Origin of the sequence: Nocardia sp. NPDC051832 (assembly GCF_040681285.1) — a bacterium.
Classification (GTDB): domain Bacteria; phylum Actinomycetota; class Actinomycetes; order Mycobacteriales; family Mycobacteriaceae; genus Nocardia.
In genome coordinates, this window is record NZ_JBFAYL010000002.1 from 1405019 (window position 1) to 1423935 (window position 18917).

The 18917-nt window shown below is 66.1% G+C and carries 21 protein-coding genes; 11 read left to right on the forward strand and 10 right to left on the reverse strand.

The features are described 5' to 3' along the window. Positions 1 to 8 precede the first annotated feature (8 nt). Entirely contained in the window at positions 9 to 884 is an 876-nt protein-coding gene (locus AB0M14_RS16380; RefSeq protein WP_364994958.1) for a metal-dependent hydrolase, read from the reverse strand. 207 nt (positions 885 to 1091) lie between these two features. Between AB0M14_RS16380 and AB0M14_RS16385 the strand changes: the two genes are divergently transcribed. From AB0M14_RS16385 to AB0M14_RS16400, 4 genes are all read left to right on the forward strand, one after another. Continuing rightward, positions 1092 to 1994, forward strand: a complete 903-nt coding sequence (locus tag AB0M14_RS16385) for a trypsin-like peptidase domain-containing protein (protein WP_364995833.1) — start codon at positions 1092 to 1094, stop codon at positions 1992 to 1994. Positions 1995 to 2252: 258 nt separating this feature from the next. After that, positions 2253 to 2606 (forward strand): hypothetical protein, encoded by a 354-nt coding sequence (locus AB0M14_RS16390; RefSeq protein ID WP_364994960.1) that lies wholly within the window; start codon positions 2253 to 2255, stop codon positions 2604 to 2606. A 66-nt stretch (positions 2607 to 2672) separates the two neighbouring features. Then, positions 2673 to 2900: a hypothetical protein gene (locus AB0M14_RS16395; RefSeq protein WP_364994963.1), complete on the forward strand. Its 228-nt coding sequence runs from the start codon at positions 2673 to 2675 to the stop codon at positions 2898 to 2900. A gap of 169 nt (positions 2901 to 3069) precedes the next feature. Further along, entirely contained in the window at positions 3070 to 3750 is a 681-nt protein-coding gene (locus tag AB0M14_RS16400; RefSeq protein ID WP_364994966.1) for a DUF6461 domain-containing protein, read from the forward strand. A 21-nt stretch (positions 3751 to 3771) separates the two neighbouring features. On the opposite strand, the gene AB0M14_RS16405 is transcribed toward AB0M14_RS16400, so the two are convergent. Further along, positions 3772 to 4302: a nitroreductase/quinone reductase family protein gene (locus AB0M14_RS16405; protein ID WP_364994969.1), complete on the reverse strand. Its 531-nt coding sequence runs from the start codon at positions 4300 to 4302 to the stop codon at positions 3772 to 3774. Between the two features lie 89 nt (positions 4303 to 4391). Between AB0M14_RS16405 and AB0M14_RS16410 the strand changes: the two genes are divergently transcribed. Together AB0M14_RS16410 and AB0M14_RS16415 are read left to right on the forward strand one after the other, a co-directional pair. After that, complete coding sequence (locus AB0M14_RS16410) at positions 4392 to 4970, forward strand: helix-turn-helix domain-containing protein (RefSeq protein ID WP_364994972.1); 579 nt, start codon at positions 4392 to 4394, stop codon at positions 4968 to 4970. Positions 4971 to 5045: 75 nt separating this feature from the next. Continuing rightward, positions 5046 to 5642 carry an NAD(P)H-dependent oxidoreductase gene (locus AB0M14_RS16415; RefSeq protein ID WP_364994975.1) on the forward strand — a complete coding sequence of 199 codons (597 nt, stop codon included), beginning with the start codon at positions 5046 to 5048 and terminating at the stop codon, positions 5640 to 5642. Here AB0M14_RS16415 and AB0M14_RS16420 read toward each other — a convergent pair. The 5 genes from AB0M14_RS16420 to AB0M14_RS16440 all read right to left on the reverse strand — a co-directional run bounded on the left by AB0M14_RS16420 (position 5633) and on the right by AB0M14_RS16440 (position 11638). Beyond that, positions 5633 to 6238 (reverse strand): DedA family protein, encoded by a 606-nt coding sequence (locus tag AB0M14_RS16420; protein ID WP_364995836.1) that lies wholly within the window; start codon positions 6236 to 6238, stop codon positions 5633 to 5635. The genes AB0M14_RS16415 and AB0M14_RS16420 overlap by 10 nt on opposite strands. A gap of 286 nt (positions 6239 to 6524) precedes the next feature. After that, on the reverse strand, positions 6525 to 7931 hold the full coding sequence (locus tag AB0M14_RS16425; protein WP_364994978.1) for a lipase family protein: 1407 nt from the start codon (positions 7929 to 7931) through the stop codon (positions 6525 to 6527). 263 nt (positions 7932 to 8194) lie between these two features. Continuing rightward, positions 8195 to 8605 carry a hypothetical protein gene (locus AB0M14_RS16430; RefSeq protein WP_364994980.1) on the reverse strand — a complete coding sequence of 137 codons (411 nt, stop codon included), beginning with the start codon at positions 8603 to 8605 and terminating at the stop codon, positions 8195 to 8197. A gap of 250 nt (positions 8606 to 8855) precedes the next feature. Further along, on the reverse strand, positions 8856 to 10298 hold the full coding sequence (locus tag AB0M14_RS16435) for an NAD(P)/FAD-dependent oxidoreductase (RefSeq protein ID WP_364994983.1): 1443 nt from the start codon (positions 10296 to 10298) through the stop codon (positions 8856 to 8858). Further along, entirely contained in the window at positions 10295 to 11638 is a 1344-nt protein-coding gene (locus AB0M14_RS16440) for a DoxX family protein (RefSeq protein WP_364994985.1), read from the reverse strand. The genes AB0M14_RS16435 and AB0M14_RS16440 overlap by 4 nt, the downstream gene beginning before the upstream one ends. A gap of 189 nt (positions 11639 to 11827) precedes the next feature. Between AB0M14_RS16440 and AB0M14_RS16445 the strand changes: the two genes are divergently transcribed. From AB0M14_RS16445 to AB0M14_RS16455, 3 genes are all read left to right on the forward strand, one after another. Beyond that, complete coding sequence (locus AB0M14_RS16445) at positions 11828 to 13072, forward strand: sensor domain-containing protein (RefSeq protein ID WP_364994988.1); 1245 nt, start codon at positions 11828 to 11830, stop codon at positions 13070 to 13072. An 11-nt stretch (positions 13073 to 13083) separates the two neighbouring features. Next, positions 13084 to 13728 (forward strand): response regulator transcription factor, encoded by a 645-nt coding sequence (locus AB0M14_RS16450; RefSeq protein ID WP_364994990.1) that lies wholly within the window; start codon positions 13084 to 13086, stop codon positions 13726 to 13728. Between the two features lie 182 nt (positions 13729 to 13910). Further along, the gene (locus AB0M14_RS16455) at positions 13911 to 15638 is read left to right on the forward strand and encodes an SMI1/KNR4 family protein (protein ID WP_364994993.1); all 1728 of its coding nucleotides are present in this window, start codon (positions 13911 to 13913) and stop codon (positions 15636 to 15638) included. A 13-nt stretch (positions 15639 to 15651) separates the two neighbouring features. On the opposite strand, the gene AB0M14_RS16460 is transcribed toward AB0M14_RS16455, so the two are convergent. Further along, entirely contained in the window at positions 15652 to 16302 is a 651-nt protein-coding gene (locus AB0M14_RS16460; protein WP_364994996.1) for a class I SAM-dependent methyltransferase, read from the reverse strand. A gap of 124 nt (positions 16303 to 16426) precedes the next feature. Between AB0M14_RS16460 and AB0M14_RS16465 the strand changes: the two genes are divergently transcribed. Continuing rightward, on the forward strand, positions 16427 to 17050 hold the full coding sequence (locus AB0M14_RS16465; protein ID WP_364994999.1) for a hypothetical protein: 624 nt from the start codon (positions 16427 to 16429) through the stop codon (positions 17048 to 17050). On the opposite strand, the gene AB0M14_RS16470 is transcribed toward AB0M14_RS16465, so the two are convergent. Both AB0M14_RS16470 and AB0M14_RS16475 read right to left on the reverse strand, forming a co-directional pair. Next, positions 16989 to 17396 (reverse strand): hypothetical protein, encoded by a 408-nt coding sequence (locus AB0M14_RS16470; protein WP_364995002.1) that lies wholly within the window; start codon positions 17394 to 17396, stop codon positions 16989 to 16991. The two genes, AB0M14_RS16465 and AB0M14_RS16470, sit on opposite strands and share 62 nt — an antisense overlap. A gap of 149 nt (positions 17397 to 17545) precedes the next feature. Then, the gene (locus AB0M14_RS16475) at positions 17546 to 17785 is read right to left on the reverse strand and encodes a hypothetical protein (RefSeq protein WP_364995005.1); all 240 of its coding nucleotides are present in this window, start codon (positions 17783 to 17785) and stop codon (positions 17546 to 17548) included. Between the two features lie 112 nt (positions 17786 to 17897). On the opposite strand from AB0M14_RS16475, the gene AB0M14_RS16480 reads away from it, so the two are divergent. Next, the gene (locus tag AB0M14_RS16480) at positions 17898 to 18353 is read left to right on the forward strand and encodes a hypothetical protein (RefSeq protein ID WP_364995008.1); all 456 of its coding nucleotides are present in this window, start codon (positions 17898 to 17900) and stop codon (positions 18351 to 18353) included. Positions 18354 to 18917: the final 564 nt, after the last annotated feature.

Here is an 18917-nt window from a genome sequence, read left to right on the forward strand (position 1 = left end):
TCGAATCCTTACCGGAGATGGTCGACGAGCTGACCGTCCTGGCCGAACAACTCGCGCTGCCACTCGGCCAGCAGTTCGCTGGTGTCGTAGTCGTCGGGATGGAATCCGGGCCGCAGATAGCGGGCGAGTTCGCGGCCGATGCCCTGGAAGATGGGGCCCCGGAACAGGGTTCGCGCCTGCCGCGCCACCAGGATCGGGTGCCGCCGGGCGTAGGTGTCGAGCGCGAGGGCGACGCTGAGCCCGCCCGCGGTGAGCGGCACCGTCAAGGCGAGCAGACCCGCCATGGTGGCGATGCGCATCGCCTCGCCACCGCCGACCGCGCGGTAGACGTCGAAGGCCACCGACTTGTGCTCCACCTCCTCCAAGGCGTGCCAGTTCAACAGGTTTCGTACCTCGTCGTCCCCGGCCAGGGCCTGGATCTCGGGTTTGCTGAGGACCCGCACCGCGAGCACGGTGGTGTAATGCTCGGCCGCCGCGGTCGCGGCCAGGTGCAGGCTCGCGGGTACCAGCAGTTCGAGCTGTTTCGTGCGATCGGCGACGCGCGAGGAGTCGATCCAGGCGATGGGATAGCCCAGGGCCGCCAGTTTCGCGTTGAGCTTGCGGTGCTCGCGTCCGTGCGTGGCTTCCTGGGCGGTGAAACCGGTGGCGCGCCGCTTCAGGTCCGGATCGGTGATCTTGCCGGACATCCGGACCACCGACCGGATGAAGGATTCCTCGCCGGGCGGGAATCCAGCGGACAAGCCGGCGATGAAATGGCTGAACACCATGTCCCCGCCGGCGAAGTACTTCGACATCGGCTGTGGTTCGCCGAAAGTGAACCGTATTCGCCTGGCCTTCGGATAGACGGCGGCGTGGTCCTTGATACGCATGCTCGGGTTGCTCATGAGACACCTCGTTGTATCGGTACCCGTGGTACTGGGTTTCTCCACGATAGCGTCTCAGACAGTCGTTGCCCAGTCTGGATTTCGCCACCAAGATCACGAATTCGCTTGTGCCTCTGGCGAACACGGTGCGCAACCTTGCGTTCGCAGGCATGCTGGAAGGGGCGGCAACGGGTGGGCAGGAGGGTGGTCGAAGTGGACGACGCTGCGATGGACGCGTATTCGCGCACCGTGATCGAGGTCGCGGGCTCGGTGACGCCGCATGTGGCCAGCGTGCGGACCCGCCGGGGGAGCGGATCGGCGGTGGTCTTCACCGACGACGGATTCCTGCTGACGAACGCGCACGTCGTCGGCTCGTCCTCGGGCGGCGAGGTGGTCTTCGCCGACGGCGTCGAATCCCGGTTCGATGTGGTCGGCATCGACCCGCTGTCGGACCTGGCGGTGCTGCGCGCCCGCGGCGGCGCACCCGGCGCGGTCCGGCTCGGTGACGCCGACAAGCTCGTGGTGGGGCAATTGGTCGTCGCGGTGGGCAACCCGCTGGGGTTGGCGGGTTCGGTCACCGCGGGCGTGGTCAGCGCGCTGGGGCGGGCGGTCCCGGTCGCCTCCCGCCGCGCCGGCCGCGTCATCGAGGACGTCATCCAGACCGACGCCGCCCTGAACCCCGGCAATTCCGGTGGCGCACTGGCCAATTCGGCCGGCCGGGTGGTCGGCATCAACACCGCCGTCGCCGGTATCGGTGTGGGCCTCGCCATCCCGATCAACGCCACCACCCGCCGCATCATCGGCACCCTGCACAGCGAGGGCCGGGTCCGCCGCGCCTACCTCGGCCTGGTCGGCGTCCCCGCGCCCCTGCCCGCCACCCTCGCCTCCCGCACCGGCCAGCGCGCCGGCGTCCGCATCATGGAGGTCGTCCGCGGCGGCCCCGCCGAACTCGCAGGCTTGCGCCGCGGCGACCTGGTCCTCAGCGTCGCCCGCTCGGAAGTCCGTGACGCCCAAGGCATTCAACGCCAGCTCTTCGGCGACGCCATCGGCAAATCGATGCCGGTGACGGTGCTGCGCAACGGCGCGATGGTCGACGTCTTCGCCATCCCGATCGAACTGGCCGTGGACTAGGTTGGGTCGAGAGCCCGGCAGCTGTGAACCGTGCGGCCACGAGACCATGGTCCGGCAGACTGCCGGAACCTGAGCCGGACCCCGCGGTCGAGCCCGCGCGGCCTCGTTCGCGTCGGATATCGGTGTTTCATCGGGCTGAAGGCCACCACGAGGGCGGCTTCGGTTACCGAGAGACTGTCGACAGCCGCCGAGCGATTGGGCGCTGAGTTACCTGAAGGTCGGCGTAGAGTCGGTAGCCCCAGGCGACAGGAGTTGCTGATGTCCATACGCGCCAGACCAGCGGTTTTCCGGACCGCCGCGATCGCTGTGGCCGTGGGTGCCGCCACGCTCTTCGGCACGGTCGGGCAGGCATCCGCCGACGTCGAACCCGGCCCTTACACGTCCACGACGTGGTCGGCCGGCATCGTGCTCCTGCAACGTGACGCACGCGTCGAGGGCGGGGAACTGGTTTTGATAGGGCGCTACCCGATCCATCCGACGCCCGAGGGCGGTTATGTAGATCTGTTTCCCGGGCATCGCGTCCTGCTGATCAGCGACGGACGTGGCGGGTACGCAGGCCCGGCGTACTTCGGTGGAGTGGAAATCGGCAGCATCACGCTGACGCCCCGCTGACTATCCCTCCTGAGCGGTTAGCGCGGAGCGGCGCAAGATCAGCGACCGTAGTGCAGACTCGGCGTTGTGAGTGCGGACGATGCCGTAGACGTGATGCTGTTGCTCGACGATCTATGTGCCCAACTCGGCTTCTGCCTGTCACCAGCAGAAAGAAGCAGACTGTGTGCATCGCCGCCTGCCGACGCCGAGTCATTCACCGATGCCGTCTTCGTTGCCGAGGGCATGGATCCTCAGGCGGACAAGCGTCTTCGTAACTCGGTCCACCAGCGAGTGCTGCACGCGTTCCAGCATTGACAGTGCCCGCACGCGTGCGCAGCCCGGATCGAACGCACCCTATTGGCTCCTCGCTCTGGAAGTCCTGACCGCGACCAGGAACTAGAGCTCAGCGGTGTCTCGAATTGTCCTCTGGCGCAGAAAGAAACGAGGCCGCCGATTGTCGGTAGCAGCTGCCATCATGCACTGTATGGCGACTTCCGACCCGCTGGCCCCGTACTACTGGCTCAATGCCGACGACGGAAATGCCTGCCCGCTGGGCGAGATCTTCACCGTAGCCTTCTTCCGCGGGCTCGACCCGTCGGAGGTGGTGCGCCGCTTCAGTCGCGGCGCGGACCAGGGCCGGGAATCGGACTTCGATGGGATTATGCGGCAGGCCAGCGAGTCCTGCTCCACACCATCCGAGGGGCTCGCCGTGGGTGTTTGGCAGGCCGGTGAGTGGAGCGTGGCGATCGAGCCGTTCGGGTGGATGGCCACGCTCCCCGACGTCCTGGCCGAATTGTCGCGTGATTGTGAGGTCGTGGCCATCACTCACCACGCCTACGCCGAAGACTGCTTCATGTACGCGATCGACGGCACGCTTGTCACGGGCTACAAACCCTTGTCGTGCCCGCACATTCGATTCGGCTCCGAGCCCGACCGGCTGTATGAGTTCATGCGGGAACTCGGCATGCCGCTGGACATGGAGGAAGAGGAGCATGAATGGGACTGGGATGATGACGACGACGATTACTTCGCTGCCTTGCCGAGAGCTTTCGCCTTGACCGCGCAGCTCACGCAGGTGCGGTTCACACCGGAAATGCTCGATCGTGCGATGCTCGTCGGACCTGTCGCGTTCAAGTGGTCGGCCGGTGGTCGCGGCGACGAGTAGGTGCAGGGTCCCAAGGTCGGGTCAGCGGTAAACCGTGTTCCCCAGGACTCGCTCCAGCACGACAACCGGGATCTGCCTGCCCGCGGCCGCTTCGAACTCGGCGAACTTCGGAACGAGCGCTATCTCTTTCGCCCAGATCCGTTCGCGCTCAGCACCTTCGGCGACTCTCGCGACGGCAGTCACTGTTTCGGTGCCGGTCTCGACGGTGATCCGCGGATTCGTCGTGAGGTTGCGGTACCACGCCGGATTGCGTGGACTGCCACCGTGGGTGGCGAAGACGGCCCAGTTGTCGCCGACCGATTGATAGAACAATGGGCTGATCCGTGCGAGTCCGGACTTGGCTCCGGTGTGGTGCACCAGGATGAGCGGCATGCCCGGGTGCTCGTCGTAGAGGCCGGGGATTCGAGGCGGAACCGGGCGGCCCGCGGCGAATTCGGCTGCGGTACTCCAGAGCGCATACCCGGCGTTCGCCCTGACCTCGGCGATGATTCGGGCGTTCCAGTTGTTGAGGTCAGGGACCTCGGTGCGGCGTGTTGCCGACGGATCAGACATGGTGTCTCCCTGCACTATCCGGAGCAGATGCTCCTCAAAGTTAGCATAGAACGGAGCAGCTGCTCCGGTTAAGGGATAAGCTGGGCGGTATGACCGAAAGCCGACGCCGCGCGCCCCGGGTGGACGCGATCCGCAACCGCGAGGCGATCATCGAGGCCGCCTCGGCTGTACTGGCCGAGCAGGGCACCGCGGTGGATGTCCGCGAGATCGCCCGCCGCAGCCAGGTGGGCATGGGCACCCTGTATCGGCACTTCCCGAAAAAGGAAGATCTCGTCCAGACGGTGCTGCGCAGGGACTTCACGAACTGGGCGGAGTCCGCGCGCGCGGCAGCCGCTGAGGCCGAGGATCCCTGGGCCGCACTGACCGACTTCTACCAGCAGGCGCTGACCGGCTACGCCCACCACCGCGCGATCATGGAGCACTTCGCAATGGTCGTGCCGGAGCCCGGCCCCGACGGCCTCGGGCGGCTTCGCCTCGTCATCGAGGACCTGTGCACCCGCGCCGAAGGCCTGCTGCGCCCCGGCGTGACTGCCGATGACCTACTGCTCCTGCTGGTCACGCTGGGCCATGCCGTCCAGATCACCGACCGGTGCCGCCCGCACATGTGGCACCGACTGCTACGCATCTCCCTCGACGGCCTGCGCGCCGACCTCCCACCACTCGCCTGACTACCGGGGTCGCACGGATAGGCTCGCGCCAGGCAACAAGATCAAAATCCGCGAAACGGGTATGGAGGTCGAACGATGACTGACAGCACCGCCGGCGTGAAGTCCTCCACTGACAAAGTGGCGGTAGTGATCGGCAGCACGCGACCCACCCGCATCTGCCCGGAGATTGCCGCATGGATTCGGGACGTCCTGCAGGAGGGCAGTCCGTTGCAGTACGAATTGCTCGATCTGGCAGAGCAGAAGTTGCCGTTGCTGGACGAACCCCTGAAGGCGGCCTTACGGCAGTACCAGCATGATCACACCAAGCGGTGGAGTCGGACAGTCGACTTCTACAGCGGATTCCTGTTCGTCCTCCCGCAATACAACTGGGGCTACCCCGCCGCGCTGAAGAACGCGCTGGACTACCTGTATCACGAGTGGAGCGGCAAACCCGCTGCGGTGGCCACCTATGGAACCCGTGGCGGCGGCAAGGGTGCGGCACAGCTGTTGCAGGTCCTGCAAGGTCTGCACATGCGTGCCGTGGATGATCACCTGGAACTCGTTGTGACCGATGCCGATGTCGATGAGAACTGGCAGTTGATCGACGTCGGTGTGACCCTGCGTCCGTACCGGGAACAGGTCCGTGGGATCGATCAGCAGCTGGTCGAAGCCATCAAGGACGATCAGCTCTGACGATGTGAGCCCACTGATCTGGGTGAGTCGTTGCGGCGGCGTAGTCGCCGCAGCACGAACCGCACCACGACGAGAACCACGACCGCGCTCACCACGTATTGCAGTGCCGCCGAATACGGCTCGACGACATGCCAGTTGGCGCCCAGCGCATAACCGGCACCGATGAACGCGCAGTTCCAGATCAGACTACCCAGCAGTGTGAACAGGGTGAACGAGGCGAAGTTCATCCGCTCGGTGCCCGCGGGTAGGGAGATGAAACTGCGGAACAACGGCACCATGCGGCCGAAGAAGACGGCTTTGGTGCCATGGCGGGCGAACCACGCGGTGGTCTTGTCGATGTCGTCGACCTCGATCAGCGGAATACTCGACGCGAGCTCCCGCATCCGGTCGTGCCCCAGCCACGCACCCAGCCCATAGAGGCACCACGCGCCCAGTATCGAGCCGATCGTCGTCCACACCACTGCCTCGACCAGGGAGAAATGGCCCAGCCGTGCGGAGAATCCGGCCAGGGGCAGCACGACCTCGCTGGGCACCGGCGGGAACAGGTTCTCCAGGAAGATAGCCAGGCCGGCACCGGGACCACCGATGCGCTCCATCAGGCTCACGGCCCAACCGGCCAGGCCTCCGATCTCGGCAGTTTCTGTGGGTGGCAACGAAATCGGACCTTTCGACGGCAGCAGGGCGGAAACTCCCCATGTCGGGCAGGGGCGTCTCTGGTCCTCTAATACCCAGTTCTGCGGCAGACCCCCAGTGCACGCGCTGAACTACCGATTAGGTGATGGTTCGTCCGCACAGCAAGAGAACGGCGAACGGCAGGACGAGCCGCCGAGCCGAGCGGGACCAGGCCTGGGCCACCCAGTTTGATCGGAGGATCGAGTGTGGTCAGACGGGTAGGCCCAGCGTGGAGGCGAGGGTTTGTCCGATCATGTTGACGAAGAACTGGATGGAGCCGGGGTCGAGAAACGCGGAGAGCACGTCGCGGTTGTTGCAGCCGGGCGGGATGTCGATGCCGTTGAGGCGGTCGTTGAGCCACATGGCGGCGGTGCCGATGCTCGCGGCGTCGGCGATGACGTGCTCGCTGAGCAGGTCGCGGGTGTAGTAGACACGTGCGTTGCTGTCTCGGCAGTAGGTGTCGTAGAGGTTGTTGACCGCGTTGATCGGCATGGCCTCGTCGAAGGGGGATTCGAAGAGGAACAGCGGCGATGTCGGGGTGCCGCGGTTGCCGAGGCTCAGTTCGTCGAGCACGGCCTGCATGTCGGGCGCGCGCATGGGATCGCCGGGATAGTCGAACAGGCCCTTGAGGTTGACGAAAGGGAAGGCGGCGGCTTGTAGTGCCACGCATTGGTTTTCGTGCACCAGCCGCAAGGCTTTGCCGAACGGGTTCAGGTATCGCTCCATGAACTGGTCGACCTCGGGGTATTCGCGTGCCACACCCAGCAGGCCCCCGATGACCAGGCCACCGACGAGCGAGGTGGTGTTGTTGTAGTCGACGGCCATGCGAACATCGGCCATGATGCCGCCGGCGGCGGTACCCACGAGGTTGATCTCCGGCGCGTAGGTCGGTTGCAGTTCCGCGGCATGGGCGGTGGGGATGGCGCCGCCCGAATAGCCCCACGTGGTCACGCGGGTGTCGGTGCCGGGCAGTCCGGCCGGTTCGAATCGTTCGGCGGCGCGGATGCCGTCGAGGGTGATCCGGGCGCCCAGCGGTCCGGCGGCATAGGCCGCGTTGGGTCCTTGGTGGTCGGGCATGACCACGGCGTGACCCAAGTGCAGCATCGCCTGCACCTGTGCGAATTCCACCGAGATGACCGCGTTCAACGGGTTCGGCAGTGATCCCATCTGCAGCGTGTACGACGGTGCGCAGTTGATCGACAGGGAATCCTCGGCGAACTGGAAGGAGACCAGTCCGCGCTGCCCGGTCGGTGCGGGGCGCTGCGGAACGACCACGGTGGCTACCGCTGCGATCGGTTCACCGCGGGTGTTGGTACTGCGGTAGGACAGCTGCCAGGCCTTGACGTTCAACGGGATCAGCCAGAAGTTGGCGAGATTCACCTGCCGCGCCGTCAGGATCTCGCCAGGTTCGGCTGCCGCGACGCGAGCCGGATCCGGTTGGTAGAACGTGGTATCCAGGTAGGGAGGTGCGGGTGGCACCGGGAATGGCAGCGCTGGCTGCACCGGAATCTCTTGCCCCGAAGCAGTATTGGCTACCACCGGGCTGGCTGAGATCGTCAGACCCGCCGCGACGGCCAGACATGCCTGGCCGAGCGCCTTCCGGGCTCCCGTTGTCACATGAACTCCTCTGTGTCACAGGGCGACCCGCACCCCACACATAGAGAGCGCCCGATCGCTAAGAATGTGTTCCGGACGTTAGGGCGTGATTATGAAGAGCGTCAATGGTCATAGGAAAAGCTTGTGCACATGGTCTAAACCGCTCGGCGAGTTTGCGTCGCCAGACCAACATTCGCCCACCGCAGAACAAGGAACCTAGGCACGATCCGGACGCTGCCGGCGCTCGACAGCCGGATGCCCCCGCGGTATGGGACACGATCGGTTCAGAACGATGAGCCGGTACCGCCGAAAGGCCACGGTGGAATCGGGCTGTTGTCGACGACAACATTGTCGTACCTGATCCCGAAGATAAGATTGGGGCGGCTGCATGAACTCAGGCTCTTGCCGCCATCCGAACAGGGCTCGCTGCGACTACCGCATCCACCGTTCACACTCGTCGTCCTGCGCGCCGGAAGATGCGCCCGAGTGACACGCTCCATCCCGAAACCGCAGTCGACGATCACATCTACGCGATAGGTGTCATCGGTTTCGTTACGGCACCAGAATTCGGTGCACGAAACCCAGGGCGCCAACACGACCGTTGGCGCCGCGGCGGCCTGGGGAGCGGTAACGCCAAGGGTGATGGCGAACAGCGGACTGGTGATGCCCAACAGGGCTGTCAATCGGCGGGGCATATCGATCTTTCCATGCTGCGCAGTGGAACTCGCGATCGAATCTACACCGCACGTCCCTGGTCTACGAAGTATCGAACTGATCAGCAGCTGCCCCCAGTTCTACTGTTTTGCAATGGCTTTCAATCCATGGTCAGGCCATGCAGTAATCAGCGCTCAATGCGGACCAAGTCCGTCGGAACGCCCTCTTCTGCCGACGAGCGGATATCAGCAAGGCCGCAGCGTCGTGGTGCGGCCGGGTCCGGCGGGTCGGTCATTCCGGCCTCGCCCTCCGCGCGGCCGATTCCGGCAGTCGACGAAGGGCCGACAGTGCGGCGTTGTGGCCGGACATGCCGTGCGCGCCCGCGCCGGGAGGGGTCGCGGCGGAGCAGATGAACATCCCCGGAACGCCGGTGTAGTACGGGTCGGGGGCGATGCGGGGGCGGGTGAGCAATTGTGCGGGGGTGGCGGCGCCGCCGATGACGTCGCCGCCCACGAAATTGGGGTTGGCGGCGGCTAGGCCGGTTGTGGTGGTGGCGGATACGGCGAGGACCCGGTCGCGGAAGCCCGGGGCGAAACGTTCGATCTGGGTAAGGATTGCTTCGGTGGCGTCACCGGAGAATCCATGGGGCACATGGGCGTAGGCGTAGATGGGGTGAGTGTCTCCCCGTGAGCGCCCGGGGTCGGCCAGGTATTGCTGGCCGACAATGAGGAAAGGGCGTGCGGGCATGCGACCGGCGTTCGTGTCCCGCTCGGCTGCCACCATTTCCTGGAAAGAGCCTCCCACGTGCACGGTTCCGGCTCGACGGCAGGTCTCGTTGGTCCAGGGGATACCGGCCTCAACCGCGAAATCCAGTTTGAATGCGCCCGGGCCGTAGGTGTATCGGCGATAGGCGCGCTGGATTCGATTCGGCATACGGTCGGCCAGCAGGTCGGCGACCGCGCGCGGGCCGAGGTCGAACAGGGTGAGGTCGGTGGGTGGCAGTTGCGCCGCCGAGGTGACGCGCACACCCGTCTCGATTCTTCCGCCCAGCGAAATCAGCAGCGCGGCAAGCGCATCGGTGATGGTCCGAGAGCCCCCACGCGCCACCGGCCAGCCGTAGCGCTGGTTCACGGCCAGGAACATCATGCCGAGAGCCGAGGAGAACGGCCGGGTCAACGGCTGGAAGGAGTGCGCGCACACGCCGCCGAACAGCGCTTTCGCCTCGTCGGTCCGCCACAGTCGCGCCAGTAGCGCGGCCGGTGCGGCCGCGGGAATACCCAGGCGCACCAATGTAATCGGATGGCGCGGCAGATGCAGTGGCGGCTGGAACACCTCGTCGAGCAGGTCGTCGATGCGTTCGGACAGTTTCCCGTACAGGTGATTCCAGCGCGGCTCGTCGACCCCGAACCCGCGCGCGGTCTCGGCTACCGAGCGCACCAGCGCTCCGGCTTTCCCGCCGGGCAACGGATGCGCCAGGTCGATGGGTGCGTAACACCATGTGAGACCGTACTTTTCGAGGTCGAGACCGCGCAGGAACGGCGAGGCGGCGGCGAACGGGTGGACCGCGGAACAGTGGTCGTGCAGCAGTCCCGGCAAGGTGTACTCGCCGCTTCGGGTGCCACCGCCGATGGATCGGTCGGCCTCCAGCACGGTCACCTCGACGCCGCGCTGGGCCAGCGTCACGGCCGCGGCCAGACCGTTCGGCCCCGAACCGACCACGGTCGCGGTCCTCACGCGCCCGCCCGAGATGGTGACGGAAACAGCGGATGGGTTCCGTCGTTCTGCACCCACGGGACGTCGCCGCGTTTCAAGGGGAAGGTCTCGGGGTCGATTCGGGTCGTGTTCATGTGCAGTCCTTGGCCGTCGAGAATCAAGCTGTCGTCGGGGCGCTCGAAGCGCAATCGCACGGTTTCCTCCGGCTTCCCGGGCATCGCCAGGGTGAGCATCCGGTTGTCGGTGTCCACCGTAGCGGCGTAGACCGTGCGCGAATCGTCCATGCTCGAGACGGTCACGAGCCCCGGCAGATCGAAGATGACGCGCCGCCAGCGTCGCGTATCGGTGACCAGCGGCGGCTGCGGCACACCGTCGCGCGAGAATTCCTCGACATTCCAGATCCCGTACAGCGGAACCGTTTTCGATCGGTCGTCGAGTTGCCGCCAGGCCGTCCCCGACTCCCATGCCTGATATCCCAGCGTCCACAATCCGCAGATCAGCACGACCAGGGCCATGACAACGCCACCGCCCGGGGATCGCAGCGGCGCGCGCCGGGCCGACGGCCCCGCCGCACGACCACCGAAGACCGCGAGCAATCGCGGCACATCGGGAGCCACCAGCACCAGCGCCATCAGCAGCAGATGAAACGAATGCAGTCGTACCGGGACACCGAAGCAGACGTCCATGAGAAACACCTGGCCCATCGACACCGCACACAGCAGCGCCCCGGGCAGCACCGTCCGCGGGAGCAACAGCAGCAGCCCGCCCGTGACCTCCGCGCAGCCGAGCAAGATCTCGTACGGAGTCGACGCGCCCACCTGCGCCCACATGATGCCGGCCGGGCTCAGCTCGCCGAGCGGTTGTACCAACCGGTCTAGCGGCACCCACATCTGTATCGGGAAGACCTTGGCCATGCCGTACAAGAACATCTGTGCCGCCAGCATGAGCCGCAGCAGAATTCGGAACCAGGGCAGCAGCGCGGAATAGGTGAGGCGACGGCAATCCAGGACCGTCCAGACCGTCGCGGCCGCCAGGGCGATGATCAGGTAGACGCCGAGCCGCGTCCATTCGAAGGTGCCGTCCCCGGAGCCACCGATGGGCGATCCGGTCTCGACACCGAAGATGTGCCGTCCCGCCCACTCGACCAGGCCGGCCGACCAGTCGGCGGTGCCATTGTTCAGATCGCGGCCCAGATACCCCAGCATGGCCAGAAAGACCTGCGGAATGCCGAGGCAGTACAAACCGAAATAGACGACGCCGAACCGGAATGCGATCCGGGTGAGCGGATTCCATCGGTCGGCAGCCGGATGCCCTTCGCTGTCTATCTCTTTCGGCGGGGTGATGACCGCATTGATTCCCATGGTGGGTTGCTCCTGATTCTCTGCGCTGGCATGGCGCGGCAGCGTCACGACGACGTGTTCGAAACTTAGGAACAAGCGGCGTTGAGAACACGCCCGCCCGCACCAGAGCCGGGGTGGGGGTAGCCCCAGGGTGCCGCCGCCTGCTGGCGGGGTGGAACGACGCGGATCGGACCTGGAATCCTTGCCCTCATGTTCAATCTGCCGCAGGCCCGGCGCGATCTGGTCTATCTCCTGCCCGGCATCGTCGTGGGGCTGGTCGGTTTCCTCGTGCTGACCTGCGGACTGCTCCTGGGCGGCGCGACGGCGGTAATCGGCATCGGAATCCCCCTCCTGTTAGGCACCCTGACGGCGGCCAAGGGGTTCGCCGCCCTCGAACGACGCCGAGTAGCTGCGGTAACCGGGCATTCGCTGCTGCCCGCCTACTACGGCAGCACCGGCGGGCCCTGGTCACGCCGAATCCGGACGATGCTGACGACTCCGCAGTACTGGCGCGACCTGGCACACGGCGTGCTGACACTGCCGGTGTCCTTGTTCACCTGGGGTATCACCATGATCTGGGTGGTCGGGGCGGTGGCGGGCACGCTGTATCCGCTCTACGGCTGGCGGACTTATGCCCCGGACTCGCAGGGCCTGGCCGATCTGCTGGGCCGACACGGCCTACTGCCCAACATCGTCACGAATACGCTGCTGGGGCTGGCGCTCCTGGGTACAGCTCCGATCGTGCTGCGCGGCCTCGCCTCCGTGCACACGGGTTTGGCCCGCGCGCTGCTGACCGATGAGACGGCCGCACTACGGGCGCGCGCCGAGCAGCTCACCGAGAGCCGCAGTGCCGTGGTCCAGGCCGAGGCGCAAACGCTGCGCCGGGTGGAGCGCGATATTCACGACGGGCCGCAACAGCGACTGGTCCGGCTGACCATGGACCTCGAGGCGGCCCGCCGGCGCATGAAGAGCAACCCCGACGCCGCGGAAGCCTTGGTCGGCGAAGCGCTCGAACAGACCCGCGAGGCCCTGAGCGAACTGCGCGCGGTCTCCCGCGGTATCGCGCCACCGATCCTCATCGATCGTGGCCTCGCAGCCGCGCTCGCCGCCGCCGTGGCCCGCTGCCCGGTGCCCAGCACGCTCGAATGCACGCTGCGCGAGGATCAGCGGCTGGCCGAATCCGTCGAGAACGCAGCATATTTCGTGATCAGCGAGGCCTTGACCAATATCGCCAAGCATTCGCAGGCGGACAGCGGCGTGGTGTCGGTGACCACCGATGCGACGACCCTGTGGCTGCGGGTGACCGACAACGGGTCGGGTGGCGCGCACCTCGGAAAGGGCCACGGCCTGGCCGGTCTGGCCGATCGCCTCGCCGGAGTGGACGGCCGGCTCGACGTGCACAGCCCGGCCGGCGGACCGACAGTGCTGACCGCCGAGATACCGCTGCCTCGTTAGGCTCGCCGGTTATGCGTGTAGTTCTGGCGGAAGACTCCCTGCTCCTGCGGGAGGGGCTCGTGCGATTGCTCGACGAGGCGGGCGCCACCGTTGTCGCGGCGGTCGGCGACGGTGTGGAGCTGGTGCGCGCGGTGGTCGAACATCGGCCCGACGTTGTGGTGACCGATGTGCGCATGCCGCCGTCGTTCACCACCGAGGGGTTGCGTGCCGCGCTGGAGGCCAGGCGTCTCGTGCCCGGCACGGCGGTATTGGTGCTGTCCCAATACGTCGAGCAGGCCTATGCCACCGATCTACTCGCCGAGGCCGGACTTGGCGGCGTCGGCTATCTGCTCAAGGATCGGATCGCCAAGCTCGAGGAGCTGGCCGATGCCCTGCGCCGGGTGCAGGACGGCGGCACCGTGCTCGACCCCGAGGTTGTCGCCGGGCTGTTCGCGCGGCGGCGCAGCGGCCCACTGGACGAACTGACCCCACGGGAGCGCGATGTGCTGGCCCTGATGGCGGAGGGGCGTACCAATCGGGCGATCAGCAAGCAACTGACGATCACCGAAGGCGCCGTGGAGAAACACATCTCCACCATCTTCGCCAAACTGAATCTGCCACCGTCCGCCGATGACCACCGTCGCGTCCTAGCGGTAGTGGCCTGGCTACAGTCCTGACACGGCGCGGCTTCCACACCCGATCCGATCCGATGGCTGCAGCTGACGGCAAGGCGGCCGGCGGAACGGTCAGGCCAAGCGGCTCAGCGTGAGGTGAACTCGGGCCGTTTCGATGCCCGCTCATACCGATTACCGCTCGATCAGCAGGCATAGATGTCAGAGGTTGATGTGATGATCGCGCCATGCACGTTCACCTCGTGGAAGAGTCGTGGCGACGGATTGACTCCTGGCTCGCCGCGCACGCGCCGCGCACCTTCGCATCCCTGCGCCCGCCCGCCTCGCAGGCGGCCATCAGCACCGCAGCCGCCGAGCTGGGGGTGGAGTTCCCGGCGGACCTGATCGCGTATCTGCGGCACCACGACGGAGTTTCCGCCGGGAAGCGGGGTTACGTCGCCCCAGAGGAAGGGGGTTTCAGCTTCCCCGGCTTCGAGCCCTACACCCTCGCCGAGATCCTCTCCGCGGGCTCGAGCAAGCAGGAGTCGTGGGCCAGGTACGCCGAGGACGAGCTACTCGAGGGACCCGGGGGCTATTGGCACCGGGATTTCCTGGCCTTCGCCCGTAACTTCAGTGCGGACGCGCTGGTCCTGGATTGCCGTCCAGGAGAGTCGTTCGGCGCGGTGGGCCAGGATGCGGAGGCCGAGGGCACGCGGTTCGGGGAATGGGCAAGCTTGGCAGCCTTCCTGCAACAGGTCGCCGACTCCCTGGAGGGCGGAACCGCCATGACGGTGGGGCTACCGTATGTTCCTGTCGTCGACGACGGGATGCTGCTGTGGGAGCTGGTTCCCGAACGGCCCCACGAGCCTCGGTCTCTGTTCGACTCAGCGCTCGTCGACCCGGTCATCGCCGCGCCGCGCCGGACGACTTCCCACGCCACACCGGGCATGGCCTGGCCCCGCGGGTACGACAATCTCTGCCTGACCTTCGCGCAGGCATTGGACGAGGACGAACTCCTGCGCCGGTTCGGCGCGTTGCCCCAGACCCGGCGTCCGCGGTGGCGGGAGGAGGCGGAAAGTCCAGACCAGCAGGTGCAGAATCCTCGCGTGTTGCTGCCGGTGGTGCGGGTAGGAACCCACCGCGGTTGGGCTTTCGGTGTTGAGGAAGGTCCTCAGATTTTCGAGGGCACCCGCGATGAGGTGCTGCGCCGTGTGTCCCGTGGTACCCGTGCGGTGTCGGTCAGCTATCGGGGTGACCGCGGCTTTATCTTGGTGTCCCTTGTCGACAACGGCGAATTGGTGACGAAGTACGACACGCAGGGGGCCGCGCTGCTATGGGCAGTCCCGCCTGACTACGGGCGCGACCCGTTCAAGGTCTTCCCCGGTCTGCCACCGTACGACGGTCAGGAATCCACACCCGAGCAGTGGCGGGAACGGCTGCTGGCAGTATGTGATGCGGTCGCTAGCCGCTGCGGCATCGCACTGCCGCCGCCCGGCCTGGACGGGGAACTCGACAGCGCGCGGATCCTTCCCCTGCTCCCGGACAACAACTTCGGGTACCCGGAACACAACTTCAAGACCCCCGTGCCCGACCGGTTCACCCCTCTCGTCGACGCCGCGACCCCCGAGCGCCTGCGCCGCGTTCTCGCCGCGCAGATGTCGTCACTGGCCGCCGAGACCGGACTCGACACCTATACCGAGGTCACTGCCGCACTGTCCCTGCTGAGCGCGGAGGATCACCCCGGCGTTACCGACGACTCTGCCCTTGACCTGCGGCTGCGCCGCGTGCACGCCGAGGCCCAGGTGACATACGCCGACTGGAAGGACCGCTCGGTCTGGCAGGACCGGGCCATGGCCGCCCGCGCCCTGGCCGAGGCGCTCAACCTGCCGGCCCGGGAATCTCTGGGCTTGGTCGTGGGCTGCCGTCAGGACCCCCGTTGGCGGCAGGAGTTCCGCAAGCAGTTGACCGACGACTGATCCCTGCGTGGAACTACTGGTAGGGCTGGTGCCGTGCGAAAAGTATTGCTTGCGATGCTCTTTCCTCCGGGGCGAGGAGCAGGTGAGCCTCGACCTTGAATCCGGCATCACGCAGCCAGGTCGTCATGAGGTCGGGCTGTCGATGGTGGACATGGACGTTCATCGGGTGACCGCCATAGCCTTGGGTCTTCAACTGCGACTCGTTGCCGACGTGGAACAGTAATTGCAGAGTTCCGCCGGGCCGCAGTACTCGATGAAAGTGCCTCAGCACGGCCGGGACCTCGTCGTCGGGGATGTGGATCAACGACTGCCAGGCCAGCAGGCCGGCCATCGAGGCTGCCGGGAAGTCCAGCTCCGTCATAGAACCCACTTCGAACCGCAGGCCGGGGTGGTCACGCCGAGCCGTCTCGATCATCCCGGGGGAGAGATCGACGCCGAAGGCATCGACACCCAGCTGGTGCAGGTAGGCGGTGACGTGTCCGGGACCGCACCCGACATCGGCTACGAGCCCGCCGCCGGCGGCCCGCACGCTGTCGGCGAACAATGCCAGAGCTGCACGGAGGTATGGGTGTCCAGCCAGGGCATCGCGCACCTGGTCGGCATAGCTCGACGCGACTGTGTCGTAGGAGATTCGGGTATCGGTCAACCAGTCGTCCGCGCTCATCATCGGCAGGGTAGTCCGTAACCATGAGATCGGGGATGGCCGGCGAGTTCTATAGAGTGGCGGGAGGTCCGGCTGCCGGAGTCGCGCCGATTTGGACAAGTTGGCCCGGGCGTTGGGGAATCAGATGGATCCCGAGTCGAGTGGGCAGTGGCCCGCGTTCGACAGGGCGGTGCGTCGTTGGCGCATCGCCTGGCTGGTCACGGTTGCTGCGCTTTTGGTGGCGGCTCCCGCGGCAGTACTTGCGATCTATGTGTCGGACCGTTTCTATCGGTTGCAGGAGATCCCGTTTCTGTCTCCGATGGTGTGCTGGCTCGCAACGGGGGCGCTGATTGTTTACGCGCCGAGGTGGGGTTGGCCGCGTTTGCGGGCTCGGCTTGTGCCCGCAGTTGTCCTGGCGTTCGAGGTGGTGCCTCTGCTGCCGTTGATGTTGTTGTGGGCGGCCTTCGCTCCGGGGCCGAGCGCGGTCGTGGCCGTCGAGGTGAGCTCGGACGGTCGCCACGAGGTCGTCACGCACTACGTGAAAGACGTGATCGATACGCTGTGCGCCGTCCGGCTGCGGGAGCGTGTCGGGGTGTTCAGCAGGCAAACCTCAGTATGGACGGGGGTTGAAGGTGAACGCTGTCCTCAGCGGGTGTCCTTCATCGGGGATGACAGGATCAGCATCCTCGATGGGCGCGGCCGGGAGATCACGGCACGCTTCGACGCCGGCCGGATGCAGTTAGGGCAACTTGTGCGGCAGTCGTCGTGACTGATGCGGGCCCCGTGCAAGTCAGCAGGATCCCGGCCGCCACCGGGTGGTCGCCCATGGCCGCGGCCAGGCTCTCGACGACATCAGCGACAACGCTGGCGGTATTGATGTAAATCATGCGGCGACAGCCCAATGCGCGATAGTTGGCCCACATCGCGGCAAGATTTCGTTCGGCCAACCCCCGACTGTCCATCGGTGGATACGCCGCCATATCGAGGAAATCGCCCTCGATCAGGCAATGCCGTACCCCTGCCGCCGACAACTGCGCGTGCACCTCGTAGCCGACGCTGCTCTTGCCCACACCGGACCGGCCCCCGATGAACAACACCTCTGTCGCCGCGCTCATCTGCCACCCATCCCTGCTCGACTTGTTGGGCGTGTCGCCGAAAGCGCTGATACCGGCATCATCAACGCCGTCACGACCCCCACCTCACACCGAGAGAGGCCGCCGGGCAACCGAACGTCTCAGTGCCTTCAAGTACTGCGGTGTGGAGCTCACCGATCGGCGGACGAGGAGTTCCCCGGTCGATGCTGTCGGGGCCGAGAGCGGTGACCGGGCAGCATCGAAGGACGCGAAGCCGTCACCAGCACTGTCAATTTCCGGAACGCTGCCCAGGCCGATGCCGCGGCCAGGATCAGCGCGGCGAGCAAGCGCCGCGGCAACGGCCCGCCGATGTCCAGCGGACTGCCGTTGCGGGTGATCTCGAGCGGTCCGAGGACCCGAGCCACAAGCACACCGCCAGCATACGAAAGCAGTGCGCAGCGCGGTTGTATGCGGCCTGTAAGGGTCGTGAGCCACAGTTGCCGCCTCGGGTTCACGGATAGCGACATCGGGGAAGGAACGATCATGACCACATCGCACATGCGAGTTCTCTTCATCGCCGCCCTATCAGCGGCGCTGCTCAGCACACCGCCGACGGCGGCGATTGCCCAGCGCCCGCAGGCGACCGCGCCGCCTGCGTTTATCGGCCTGTGGAACAACACAACCCACCGGCTGACAGTGAGTGCGGTCGTGATCGACAGCGGAGCGGGTTTCGACATCGATCCGCCGCAGATCATCGAGCGGGGTGCCAGAGGCTACTGGATAGTCCGCCCGAGCTATGTGCACACCCGCTCCGAAGGCTATGTCACCTATTCGGTCGAGAATGCCTACCCGGCGTACGCCCACGTCCACTGGGATGCCCGCTACACCGGTCCGACCAACTTCGATGGTCAAGCAGGGGGCCTGTTCACCATCACACGCACCCTCGCCCACGGCTACACCGCGGAGTTCCAGTTCAACTGCGTCTCTCCGCACTGCTGACCGGGAGCCCTGTGGGCGCAGGGGCTCGGTTGGTCGGGCGGGTGCCGCCCGGATTTGCCAGGGGAACGCTCGAGTGGGTCAGTCGACGTGAGCTCACCCGAGCTGTGCGCACCCCGCTGCGACGGAGTGCGCACAGCGAATCAGCAACAGGTTCGAACGCACGCTACTGCCGCGACCCGGGGGCGTTTCGGACCAGGTGTGTCCGCGGCCGACGAATGCACGCGCATGCCGCATGCGGCGCTGACGGAACCATCATGCGCTCCAAGAGCCGTCCGGGTTTTGCTTCAGTTCACGGTCGGCGGAGCGAGGAACCAGTGGGCCTATCAGCTGGTTGAGCTCAGCATCTGTCATCGTGCCGCCATGGCCTAGGCCAACCCAGTTCCACGACTCTTTGAGAGACTTCAAGGAGATTTCGAAGGCATGAGACAGGTAGCCAACGAGCTGGATGTTGCGGACTGACCCAAGCTCTCCCACCAACCAGGTACCGACCTCGGCTGGAGTATCTCCTCGCTGAGCCCGTGCTCGCAGCTCACCGATGATGCGCTCCCTGTCACGCACGATGAA